At 31.7% G+C, this 12426-nt stretch carries 10 protein-coding genes and 1 other RNA gene; all 11 read left to right on the top strand.

Annotated features, from left to right (window positions below; genetic code table 11):
- Positions 1–182 precede the first annotated feature (182 nt).
- The 11 genes from glyQ (at position 183) to BO51_RS00915 (ending at position 12422) form a co-directional block, all read left to right on the top strand.
- Positions 183–1070 (top strand): glycine--tRNA ligase subunit alpha, encoded by an 888-nt coding sequence (gene glyQ / locus BO51_RS00865; RefSeq protein WP_496483112.1) that lies wholly within the window; start codon positions 183–185, stop codon positions 1068–1070.
- Positions 1063–3138, top strand: a complete 2076-nt coding sequence (glyS, locus tag BO51_RS00870; RefSeq protein ID WP_496483113.1) for a glycine--tRNA ligase subunit beta — start codon at positions 1063–1065, stop codon at positions 3136–3138. Before glyQ ends, glyS begins: the two co-directional genes overlap by 8 nt.
- 125 nt (positions 3139–3263) lie before the next feature.
- Entirely contained in the window at positions 3264–4280 is a 1017-nt protein-coding gene (locus tag BO51_RS00875; RefSeq protein ID WP_496483114.1) for a deoxyguanosinetriphosphate triphosphohydrolase, read from the top strand.
- Positions 4281–4296: 16 nt separating this feature from the next.
- Positions 4297–6090, top strand: coding sequence for a DNA primase (dnaG, locus tag BO51_RS00880; RefSeq protein WP_496483115.1), 1794 nt, complete (start codon positions 4297–4299; stop codon positions 6088–6090).
- A complete protein-coding gene (gene rpoD / locus BO51_RS00885; protein ID WP_496483116.1) occupies positions 6075–7229 on the top strand; it encodes an RNA polymerase sigma factor RpoD in 1155 nt (384 codons plus the stop codon). Before dnaG ends, rpoD begins: the two co-directional genes overlap by 16 nt.
- A 38-nt stretch (positions 7230–7267) precedes the next feature.
- Positions 7268–7963 carry a tRNA (adenine(22)-N(1))-methyltransferase gene (locus BO51_RS00890; RefSeq protein ID WP_496483117.1) on the top strand — a complete coding sequence of 232 codons (696 nt, stop codon included), beginning with the start codon at positions 7268–7270 and terminating at the stop codon, positions 7961–7963.
- Positions 7954–9054, top strand: coding sequence for a Nif3-like dinuclear metal center hexameric protein (locus BO51_RS00895; protein ID WP_496483118.1), 1101 nt, complete (start codon positions 7954–7956; stop codon positions 9052–9054). Before BO51_RS00890 ends, BO51_RS00895 begins: the two co-directional genes overlap by 10 nt.
- Before the next feature lie 11 nt (positions 9055–9065).
- Positions 9066–9779: a zinc ribbon domain-containing protein gene (locus BO51_RS00900; RefSeq protein ID WP_496483119.1), complete on the top strand. Its 714-nt coding sequence runs from the start codon at positions 9066–9068 to the stop codon at positions 9777–9779.
- A gap of 73 nt (positions 9780–9852) precedes the next feature.
- Positions 9853–10186, top strand: an RNA gene (gene rnpB / locus BO51_RS00905) — RNase P RNA component class A.
- A gap of 292 nt (positions 10187–10478) precedes the next feature.
- Positions 10479–11516 (top strand): C40 family peptidase, encoded by a 1038-nt coding sequence (locus BO51_RS00910; protein ID WP_496483120.1) that lies wholly within the window; start codon positions 10479–10481, stop codon positions 11514–11516.
- A 48-nt stretch (positions 11517–11564) separates the two neighbouring features.
- Positions 11565–12422 (top strand): bifunctional 5,10-methylenetetrahydrofolate dehydrogenase/5,10-methenyltetrahydrofolate cyclohydrolase, encoded by an 858-nt coding sequence (locus BO51_RS00915; protein WP_496483121.1) that lies wholly within the window; start codon positions 11565–11567, stop codon positions 12420–12422.
- Positions 12423–12426 lie beyond the last annotated feature (4 nt).

Genomic DNA, 12426 nt, shown 5'->3' on the forward strand with positions numbered 1-12426 from the left:
AGAGAGCTTAGATTGGTGGAAACTAGGCATGTAGATTATTAGATTGGAGCTTTTGAGTATATGTACTACAAGTGGGTGCTTTTGCATCAACTAGGGTGGAACCGCGGAAGTAACCTTTCGTCCCTACTGGGACAGGAAGGTTTTTGTTATTTATAATAAAATTAAATATTAGGGGGACTAATATGAATTTCCAAGAGCTTATGTTAAAACTTTTGAATTTTTGGGGGGAAAAGGGCTGCTTGATAATGGAACCATACGATGTTGAAAAAGGTGCAGGGACGATGAATCCTCATACTTTCTTGAGAGCTTTAGGTCCAGAACCTTGGAGGGTTGTTTATGTTGAACCTTCCAGAAGACCTGCTGATGCAAGATATGGAGAAAATCCAAACAGAGTTTATCAGCATCATCAACTGCAAGTAATATTAAAACCTAGTCCAGATAATATTCAAGATTTATACCTTGAGAGTTTGAAAGCTATTGGTATTGATCCAATCAAACATGATATAAGATTTGTAGAAGACAATTGGGAGGCACCGACTTTAGGAGCATGGGGACTGGGCTGGGAAGTCTGGCTTGATGGTATGGAAATAACACAGTTTACTTATTTTCAGCAAGTTGGAGGTATAAATTGTGATTTAGAATCCGGAGAGATCACTTATGGACTAGAGAGAATTGCCATGTATTTACAAGATGTTGACAATGTCTTTGATATTAAATGGAATGACAACATCACTTATAGGGACATATTTGCAAAAGCTGAGTACGAGCATTCGGTATACAGTTTTGAAAAAGCAGATATAAGTGTTTTGAATAATCTTTTTAATATTTATGAAAATGAAGCTAATAAGATATTAGAACAAGGATTAGTGTTACCAGCTTATGACTATGTGCTTAAATGTTCTCATACTTTCAACGTATTAGACGCAAGAGGCGCAATATCTGTATCTGAAAGAACAAACTTTATAGCTAGAGTTCGTAACTTAGCTAAAAATATAGCTTCTATGTATATAAAACAAAGAGAAGAAATGGAATTTCCACTTTTACAAAAGGCAGGTGAAATGAATGACTAGAAGATATTTTTTAGAAATTGGTGTTGAAGAGCTCCCTGCTAGATTTATAGATGACGCTCTTGTTCAATTAAAAAATAATTTTGAAAACACCATGAATGAAAATAGAATAAAATACGAAGCTATTTCAACATTTCAATCACCAAGAAGACTAGCTATTGATCTAATAGGATTAGAATCACGAGGTGAAAGTGAAGAGGTTATTGTAAAAGGACCTGCCAAGCGCATAGCATTTGATCAAGATAACAATCCGACTAGAGCATTGGAAGGATTTATGAAGGGACAAAATGTAAAATTAGAAGACATTTACTTTGATACAGTGAACAATGAAGAATATGTATTTGTAAAAAAAATCAATGAGGGCAGACTATTAGAAGATGTATTGAAAGATAATATTGCTAATAATATAAGAAATATCACTTTCCCTAAGTCTATGAGATGGGGAGGAAAGAACATAAAATTTGCTAGACCAATCAGGTGGATTGTATCTCTACTTGATGACGAAATCATGGAATTTGATTTTGAAGGCATCACAGTTTCAAATGTAACAAGAGGTCATAGATTTTTAGGAAGTCAAAACATTGTAATAACAGAAATTGGACAATACAAAGAACTGATGAGACAAAATTACGTCATAGTGGATCCTCAAGAAAGGAAAGATACAATTAAGTACAATTCACAAAGATTAGCAAGAGAAAAGGGTGGGAATGTTTTAAGAGATGATGAATTGTTAAATGAAGTAACAAATTTAGTGGAGTATCCAACTCCTATTATGGGGAGAATTAAGGATGAATATTTGAATTTGCCATTTGATGTAGTTGTTACTCCTATGAGAGATCACTTGAGATTTTTCCCCTGCGTAGATGATAAAAACAGACTACTACCATATTTTATCACTATTCGCAATGGTGATGATAGATTTATTGACACAGTAATTAAAGGAAACGAGAAAGTACTAGGAGCTAGGCTAGAGGATGCAAGGTTTTTCTACAATGAAGATATTAAGTATCCTTTAGAAACATATGTTGAAAAACTTAAGAGACTAACTTTCCAAGAAAAATTGGGCACTATGTATGACAAAACCATAAGGATTCAAAGACTCTCAGGGAAAATAGCTGATTACTTAGAAGTTGGGGAGGAAACTAAGAAAAATATTTTACGAGCTAGTTACCTTTCAAAAGCTGATTTAGTAACTAAAATGGTTACTGAGTTTACTGAACTTCAAGGTAAAATGGGCATGGAATATGCTGAAAAATCTGGAGAGAACAAGATAGTTAGCCAAGCAATTTTTGAACAATATTTACCACGATTTGCACAAGACAATTTACCTACTACGACTGCTGGTGCAATTTTATCTATAGCTGACAAATTGGATTCTATTTGTGGCCTATTCGCAATTGGAATTCAACCTACTGGTTCTCAAGATCCTTTTGCATTGAGAAGAGGAGCATTGGGAATAATAAATATAATTATAGACAAGAAATTAAATGTGTCTTTAAAAGATATGATTGATTTCTCGCTTTACATTTATATTGAAGAGAATAGCCTAGCATGTGATTTCAATAAAGTCAGAAGCGAGATATTTGATTTCTTCATGGCAAGAGTTAAAAACATGTTAACAGAGCAAAGAATTAAACATGATGTTGTAGATGCTATAATTAGCACTGGAACAGACAACATTTATGACATAGTCATTCGAGCAGAGAAGATTGTGAATTGGTTAAAAGGAGAAGAAGCACAAAAAACTATAGTATCCTTCGATAGATTGACTGCTTTGTCTCAAAAAGCTACTTCTTCCAATGTTGTCAGAAATTTATTATCTGTGGATGAGTTAGAATTATATGATGCTTATAACAAAATAGAAGACAAAGTAAACACATATATAAATAAAAAAGAGTATGATAAAGCATTGGATTTATTAGGATATTTATCAGATCCAATAAATAGATATCTAGACAATGTAATGGTTATGGTAGATGATGATAATATAAGAAACAACAGATTGGCATTGATTAAGTTGATTAGAGATAAATCATTGGATATTTGTGATTTATCACTTATACAGATATAAGACATAGGTTTAGGCTAGAGTGTTCAATAAGAGCACTCTTTTTCATTCAAATTAAACAAGGTATTAAAAAATTTAAATAGAATATTAAATATGTGTTTTATTATAACAAGAATGGAGATAATAATATGAACATACGGCAAATAGCTGAAGAAGAAGAAAAAATAAGACTATCTCCTTATGCTAAATTGAGTAGTGATACTAAAGGCAGGCAAAAAGAAGAAGCAAAATGTGAGATACGTATGGAATTTCAAAGAGATAGGGATAGAATAATTCACTCTAAAGCATTTCGTAGGTTAAAACATAAGACTCAGGTATTTATAGCGCCTGAAGGGGATCACTATAGAACAAGATTGACACATACACTTGAAGTTTCACAAATTGCAAGAACAATTGCTAGAGCGCTGAGACTCAACGAGGATTTGGTCGAAGCTATTTCTCTAGCACATGATCTTGGGCATACTCCATTTGGACATACAGGTGAAAAAGTATTAAACAATTTACATCCAAATGGATTTAAACACAATTTACAAAGTCTCAGAGTCGTAGATTTGTTAGAATATCATGAAGACAGGCCTGGACTTAATTTGACTTTTGAAGTTAGAGAGGGTATAATTAATCATTCTGGAGAAAATTTATCAAGTACATTGGAAGGTCAATTAGTAAAATATGCAGATAGGATTGCATATATTAATCATGACATTGATGATGCAATTAGGGCAGAAGTTATCAACGTAAAAATGTTACCAAAGGAATGTTTAAGTGTGTTAGGTGAAACACATGGAAAGAGAATCAACACCTTAATAACTGACATAATAGAGAATAGCAACAACCGAAATTCAATATCAATGAGTGATGCAATTAGTATGCAAATGGAAAATTTAAGGCAATTCATGTTTGAAAATGTGTATTTTAATAAAAAAGCTAAAAAAGAAGATGACAAGGCTGAATATATCGTTGAACAAGTATATAATTATTTTATAAATCACTTTGACAAATTGCCTGAAGACACTAAAAAAATTTATACTGATACACCAGCAACAAAAGAGGATATCATATGTGATTATATAGCTGGTATGACTGACAGATTCATATTGAATACATTTATGGACTTATTCGTTCCAAAGGCATGGGACAGAATTTGAAGATGGTGATAAGAGAATGGTACAGTTAGGAGAGAATGTTGTCGAAAAAATAAAAGAAGAAGTAGATATTGTTGAATTAATAGGGGGTTATGTTCAACTAAAAAGGACTGGCATTAACTATGTAGGGTTATGCCCATTTCATAGTGAAAAAACTCCGTCTTTCACTGTCTCGCCGAATAAAAAGCTCTACCATTGTTTTGGCTGTGGAGAAGGCGGAGATATTATTGGTTTTATAATGAAGAAGGAGAACCTTGACTTTATTGAAGCTGTAAAATTCATAGCTGAAAAATATAACATAGATATAGATATAAAAGAGAATAACATTGACAATAGTTTAAAAAATAGAATATATGATATAAATAAATTAAGCTGCGAATTCTATTATAATAGTCTGTTTAAAAACAAAATTGCTTTAGAATATCTATCTAAAAGAAAGGTTAATGCAAAAACAGCTAGAGAATTCTATATTGGATATGCCGATGATTCATGGGATGGATTAGTCAATTTTCTTAAAGAGCATGGAATATCTGAAGAGGAAATTGTCAGAGCTGGATTGGCAAGTAGAAAGAAGAATGGCAATGGATATGTTGATAGATTTAGAAATCGCATCATATTTCCAATCTATGATATTAAATCAAGGGTTATTGGATTTGGTGGAAGAGTTTTAGATAATTCATTACCTAAGTACTTAAATTCACCTGATACTCTAGTTTTTAATAAAGGGAATCATTTATATGGTTTAAATAATTACCTTAAATCATCTAATAAAGAAAGAATAATTTTGGTTGAAGGCTACATGGATGTAATTTCACTTTACAGTAATGGGATTACCTGTGCTGTTGCAAGCTTAGGAACAGCATTTACCATTAATCAAGCAAAACTCATAAAACAGTACAATTCTAATGTATACTTGTGTTATGACTCTGATGAAGCAGGTCAAAGGGCAAATTTAAAGGCAATTGATATTTTCATAAGAGCGGGCATAGAGCCAAAAGTAATAATGTTACCAACTGGAACTGACCCTGATGATTTTATCAAAGAAAATGGAATTGATGAATTTGAGAAAGCAGTAGAAAAAGCTTTATCCTATGTTGAATTTAAGGTATTTACAATTGAAAGAAAGTTCGACATTACTAAAGAAACTCAAAAAATCGAATTTATAAGAGAAATGGCCAAAATATTGAGTGAAGTTAAATCTCCCGTAGCAAGAGAGATATATTTACAAAAATATTCTAATAAATACAATGTTTCTAAAGAAGCAATATTATCAGAAATGGGTATAAATATTCATAGAGAAACAAAACAGACAAATAAAAATACTAAAATCAACAAATCTTCGTATCCAAAAGCTGAGTTAGAAGCGATTTCTTTACTATTATTGGATAACGAGGAATCTAGGAAATTAGCAGAGAGACTTGATGACGAGTATTTTCAAGATTTTTACTGCAGACTATGCTTTTCCACGTTAAAAAATAGAGTAATAGCGGGGAAAGAAATATCACCGCAAGCTATTTTAGAAGATCTCATAGATTATACTGAATTCAGACCACAGATAGAAAACATTCTTTATAGAGAGATAGAATATGATTTTAGCAATTTAAATGATTTTATAAATGACATTGTAAAAAGCTTGGAGCTGAATATGATTATTAATCAACGTGATAAATTGATAAGTAAAATAAAAGAAATTGAGAATGACGATAATTACAAAGAAGAAGTTATTAAACTTACAATAGAAGTAGCTAAACTTAATAAGAAGATAGCTCTTATTAACACTAGTGGGGAGGAAGTAAGTTGGACGAAAAAGTAAAAGAAAATAAAAATAATTTAACGAATAAACAAATGGCAGAAAACAGCTTGATTCAAAAGGGTAAGAAAAAAGGCATGTTAACGCATAAAGAAATATTGGACACCCTTGAAAGTGTAGAGCTCGAACCAGAAGAAATCGATGAATTTTACCAAAAACTAGAAGATTTAAATATTGACATAATTGGTGACAAAGAAGAAATAGAAGATATAGAGATAATTGAAGATCCGGATGATTTAATATCAGATGTTGATGAAACAGATATTGAAGCAGATGAGGACTTAAAAGGAGATATATCAATACCTAAAGGCGTAAGCGTCGATGACCCAGTTAGAATGTATTTAAAAGAAATTGGGAAAATTCCATTACTGACAACAGAGGAAGAAATAGAACTTGCAAAAAGAATGGAGAACGGCGACGAAGAAGCAAAAAGAAAACTTGCTGAAGCAAATCTACGATTAGTAGTTAGCATTGCAAAAAAATATGTAGGTAGAGGAATGCTTTTTCTAGACTTAATTCAAGAAGGAAATCTTGGATTAATGAAAGCTGTTGAAAAATTCGAATATAAAAAAGGCTTTAAATTCAGCACATATGCAACTTGGTGGATTAGACAAGCTATTACCAGAGCAATAGCAGATCAAGCAAGAACTATAAGAATTCCAGTACACATGGTAGAAACAATCAATAAATTAGTTAGAATTCAAAGACAATTGGTTATGGAACTAGGAAGAGACCCAACACCTGAAGAAATTGCTGCAGAAATGGAAATGGACGTCGACAAAGTAAGAGAGATCATGAAAATTGCTCAAGAACCAGTTTCTTTAGAAACTCCTATTGGGGAAGAAGAAGATAGCCACTTGGGCGATTTCATACCTGATGAAGAAATACTTGCTCCTGCTGATGCAGCAACATTTACAATGTTAAAGGAACAGCTGATGGAAGTATTAGATAGCTTGACTCCTAGAGAACAAAAAGTATTAAAGCTTAGATTTGGGTTAGAAGACGGTAGAGCTAGAACACTAGAAGAAGTTGGGAAAGAATTTGATGTGACAAGAGAACGAATTAGACAAATTGAAGCAAAAGCATTGAGAAAATTAAGACACCCAAGTAGAAGCAAAAAATTGAAAGATTTTTTAGAATAAGATTCGTTTAACGAATCTTATTTTTGAAAGGAGTAATTATGAAATTATCAGAAAGACTTCAATCAATTGTTAATTTTGTGCCTCATAATTCAATTGTTGCAGACATTGGCACTGATCATGGCTATGTGCCTTATAAATTAATAGAGAGCAGGAAATCGAAACAAGTCATTGCTACAGATATCAGCAAAGATTCTCTTAACAAAACAATATCTGCCATTAGACAAGATTTATTAATTGGTGAGGAAATAATTACGAGAGTAGGAAATGGATTAGAACCAATTAAACCGTTTGAAGTAGACACAGTGATAATTGCCGGAATGGGTGGGACTCTTATAGCAGATATATTAAGTAAAGACTTAAAGAAAGCAGATAGTTTTATTGATTTTATTTTACAACCTATGGTCGCATCAACCGAGTTAAGGCTATTTTTAAATCAGAACGGATTTGAAATAATTGATGAAGACTTAGTTGCAGAAGACGGCTTTATTTATGAAATCATTCATGCAAAAAGAGGACTCGAATTGATACCGGATGATATATATTTTGAAATTGGCAGGAAATTAATACAAAACAAACACCCCTTGCTAGAAGAATTTATTCACAGAAAAATAAATCAAGCTCATTCGATTATTTCGGATTTAAACAAACACTGCGATTCACTTAAAGCACAAGAAAGAAAATACAACTTGGAGAAGAAATTAGCAAAATATCAGGAGGTGTTAGAATGCTTGTAGGAGATATTATAAATGTAATTGAGAATTATGCTCCTTTGTTCCTATCAGAAGAGTGGGACAATCCAGGACTGCAAGTTGGAAGTTTGTCAAATAACGTTAATAAGGTATTATTATCATTAGATTTAACTGAGGGAGCAATAAAAAAGGCTATTGACAATAGATGCGAATTGATCATAACTCATCATCCATTGTTATTCAATGCAACTTCTTCAATAGATTTATCGACTACAAAAGGAAAGTTAATAGAAAATTTAATAAAAGCAAATATAAGTGTATATTCAGCGCACACTAATCTAGATTTGACAATAGACGGGGTAAATGACATCCTCGCAAATCTTATTGGAATTAAGAATACAAGGGTTTTAAAGCCAACAATAGACAATTATTTATATAAAATAGTGGTGTATGTTCCAAAAACTCATGAACAACAAATATTAAAAGCATTATCCATTTCTGGAGCAGGATTTATAGGTAATTATAGTGATTGTAGTTTTTCTTCGATCGGAATAGGTAGATTTAAGCCTCTTGAAGGTAGCAATCCATTTATTGGGGAATTAAATAAAGTTGAAGAAGTAGAAGAAGTAAGAATTGAAGCTATAGTGACAAAAGAAATTTTACATAAAACAATCTTCGAAGTAAAAAAATCGCATCCTTATGAAGAAGTAGCTTTAGACATTTTTAAATTGGAAAACCCAAATGAACAATACGGTTATGGAAGAGTTGGAGATGTGGATCCTTTATCGTTAAATGAAATTGCCGATATAATAAAATTAAGATTAGAAACTGAAAACCTAATCGTTTATTGCAATAAAGATATACAAATTAGAAGAGTCGCTGTATGTGGAGGAAGTGGGAGTGACTTTATAGTTGAAGCAAAAAAAGAAAATGCTGACTTATATTTGACTTCAGATATAAAATATCATGATGCACAGCTAGCTAAAGAGTTAGATTTGATTTTAATAGATGCTGGTCATTATTACACTGAAAAACCAGTATTAAAAAAACTAAGAGAAGTCATAAATAAGAAATTTGGGAATCAAATTGAGTGTATTATACATCAAGATCCATCGTATTGCTATAATATTTTATAGGAGGAGAAAATATGAGGGACTTAGATTTAATATATCAACTTGATAATTTATATTTAGAATTGGATTTAAAAGAAAAAGAATTGGAACATATAGAAAGAAGACTTGATATACAAAAGAGAAATGATGAAAAACAAAGATATCAATTGGAACTAGAAAACTTACATAAGATTATTAATGATAATCAAACTGAGTTAAGAAGAAAAGAAAACCAATTAGAGGATATGAAATATAAACTTAGTAATTTAAAGAATAGTTTTGAAAAAGCCAATGTAATAGATAACAAACAATATGAACATTTTATATCATCCGTTGAGAATTATGAAGAAAAAATAGATACCGCAGAATTAGAAATTCTTGACATAATGATAAATGAGGATAAAATAAATAATAAAATTGTTAAAACTAAAGATAAGATCAACGAAATTACTGAAGAATTAGAGAATTTGATCAAAAGCTATGATTTAAAAATAATTGATTTAAAGCAGGAAATAGTCAGCTTAAAATACCAGATACTGACTTTGAAAGAAATCATATCAGTAGACAAATTATTGAAATACGAAAAAATTAAAGTAAAGAGAAAAAAAGCTGTAGCAATAGTTAAAGACAAAGCTTGTTCTTCATGTGGAATGATATTACCAACATCATACTTTGATTTTTTACAAAAAAATGATGATATAATTTTATGTGAAAATTGCGGGTGTATTTTATACTATAAAAAAGAATAGAATTATGTAAATTCTTTCCCGAGTTTAAGTTAGGCTATTTATTTGAATATATGTTTGTGGTATAATAATATCAGGAGTAAGTTGTATGGTCGCATGCGAGAGCATGAGGAAAGTCCGTGCTCCACAGAGCAAGATGCTGGGTAATACCCAGTGGGGGTGACCCTAAGGATAGTGCAACAGAAATATACCGCCTTTAATGGCAAGGGTGGAAAGGTGAGGTAAGAGCTCACCAGCATTTAGGTGACTAAGTGGCTATGTAAACCCCATCTGGAGCAAGACCAAGTAGGAGCCACAAAAGATAGTTGCTCGCTATCGCTCCAAAGGTAGGTCGCTTGAGCATATTGGCGACAATGTGCCTAGATAGATGACCATATAAACAGAACACGGCTTACAGACTTACTCGTTACATGAACTGATTATGGTAGTCCCATAATCAGTTCTTTTTAATTTACGATCTCGCTTATGATTAATTAGCTAATTATGCTAGGCATGTGCAAACTATTTTCTGAAAAATTATTTGAAAATAGTTTTTACTATTATGGGATTGAAATCGTATTGCGGTAATAAGCTAACATAATTATATTGTTAAAAAATAGATTTATTTTTGTAATCATTTTGTAATAATTGTGTTGTATAATTCGACGTAGTAAATTATAATTTAACTAATAGGGCAATTAAGAAGACAAAGGGGTGTAGATTTTGAGAAACAGAATATACAATACAATTATGTTAGCTTTATTTGTCGTTGTAATTGGTTTTGGATTTAAAGATGCGGGTGTTTTTGTTACAGACTATACGGTTAAAGAAGAGGAAAAATCTGTTCAATCTTTTGAAGATGGAGAAAAAGTAGTACTAATCAAAGAAAATAAAGATTCATATCAAGTAAACAAAGATGGCACATCGTATTTAATACCCAAAAATGTCATGATTAGAACAACGAGAGGTACCAATGAGTATGAAAGTATTTCTGATACAAAAGTCTATGCCGAAGCTTCTTGCGACTCAGAGGTTATTGACACTATTAAAGCAGGCACTGTTGTTACTTTGAACAAGACGCATAATAATTTTGGTTTTTTTACATATGCTAGCAACAAGAAGTCTGGATTTATTGAATTTTCATCTTTAAAACGCATTGAGAAACAGAACATAACTTACGGATATGCAACAGATGATAAAGTAGTAAAAAATGATGGAAAATATTTAGCTTTGATTAAAAATGAAAGCGTATCTATTGTAGATTACAAAGATGGTAAGTATAAAGTTTCTGACAAGAAGGGAAATATTTTCATTGTTGGGAAATCTTTAATTAATTTGTATGAAACATCTGAAGAAGCTAGTAGAGGTACATCTAGATCGGTAAGCGAGAACATAACAAATGTCGTTACAAAGGCATATAGTTTGATTGGAAAGCCATATGTATATGGCTCAGCCGGACCCAATAGTTTTGATTGCTCTGGATTTACATATTCAATATATAAAAATGTTCTAGGTATTGTGCTACCTAGATCTTCAAGATATCAAGTATCAGCAGGAATTAAAATAAGCAAATCTGAGTTAAGGCCTGGAGATTTGGTGTTTTTTAATACTGTGGGAAGCAATATTTCGCATGTAGGGTTGTATATTGGAGAAGGGAATATGATACACGCTTCTTCTGGCAAAGGCAGGGTTAGAATAGATACTATTTTATCTGGATGGTACAGTGGACGCTATGTAACAGCTAGAAGAATAGTTAAATAAGTGCTTTTTCTAAAGCACTTTTATTTATAAAGTTCGAGAGGTGTAAATATGGGATTAATAATAGATGGTAAAATGATAGCTAAAGAAATAAAAGAAGACATCATAATACAAGTTGAACATCTCAGAAAAGAAAATCATATTCCCAAACTTGCGATTGTAAGATTAGGCAACAACGCAGGAGATATTTCATATGAAAAGAGCATTATGAAATCATGTACAGAAGTGAATATTGAAACAAAAAATTTCACACTTGACAACAATATAAGTACTGAAGAACTACAACAAATTATTAATCAACTCAATGAAGATACAACCATATCTGGAATTCTTTTATTTAGACCGCTACCAAAACATATAGATGAAAATTTAATTAGAAATTCAATAAATGTCAATAAAGATGTTGATTGTATGCATCCTCTTAATTTAGAGAGGATATTTGAAGGTGATTACAGTGGTTTTACACCATGTACATCTAAAGCAGCATTATTGGCCATATTAAATAGTGGAATTGAATTAGATGGCAAAACAGTTGCTGTAATCAATAGATCGATGGTTGTCGGGAAACCTTTATCTATGATGCTATTATCCAACAATGCTACTGTGACAATTTGCCACTCAAAGACTAATGATTTAAAGAAAATAACTAAGAACTCTGACATTGTAGTAACGGCATTAGGACGTGCAAAATATTTTAATAAAGACTATTTTACAAATAATTCTATAGTGATTGATGTTGGTGTGAGTCAAGACAAAGATGGGAAATTATCAGGGGATGTTGACTTTGAGGATGTTGTAAATAATGTAGGAATGATTACTCCAGTACCAGGTGGAGTTGGTAGCATAACAACATGCGTCTTATTAGAAAATGTAGTAAAAGCGTCCATAAAAAAATCAACCTTGATTTAAACAA

Source organism: Soehngenia saccharolytica DSM 12858, assembly GCF_059568515.1.